The following is a 256-nucleotide window of genomic DNA, read 5'->3' as shown; positions in this document are numbered from 1 at the left end:
AGATCCGAAGAAAGGCGTTAATGCGATCGTTGATGTTGTTAAGGGAACGAACGGTGCGGCCGATAAGAAGTGGCCGAGCTCGTTGCCTCTGGGGTCTGGTGCTGTTGATTTGTTTCGCAAGAAGTGTCAGGATACTCTCCTGGAGATTGATGAGTGGGAGAGTCTTTCCAGATCGACGGATCTCTAGGAAAATACGGTTGCCACCACTACTACCCGCTAATATCTAGTAGCTACTAGTAAGTAGTGGCAGGACTTT

The 256-nt window shown here is 48.8% G+C and carries 1 pseudogene; it reads left to right on the top strand.

Annotation, left to right across the window (positions count from 1 at the left end):
- Positions 1–187: pseudogene (locus tag KVT28_RS25640) on the top strand (hypothetical protein); the annotation flags it as partial.
- Between the last annotated feature and the right edge of the window lie 69 nt (positions 188–256).

The sequence above is a fragment of the Pantoea sp. GbtcB22 genome, assembly GCF_019091025.1.
Taxonomy (GTDB): domain Bacteria; phylum Pseudomonadota; class Gammaproteobacteria; order Enterobacterales; family Enterobacteriaceae; genus Pantoea; species Pantoea leporis.
The sequence above is the reverse complement of the archived record's forward strand: the minus strand, read 5'-3'. Positions and strand labels throughout refer to the sequence as shown.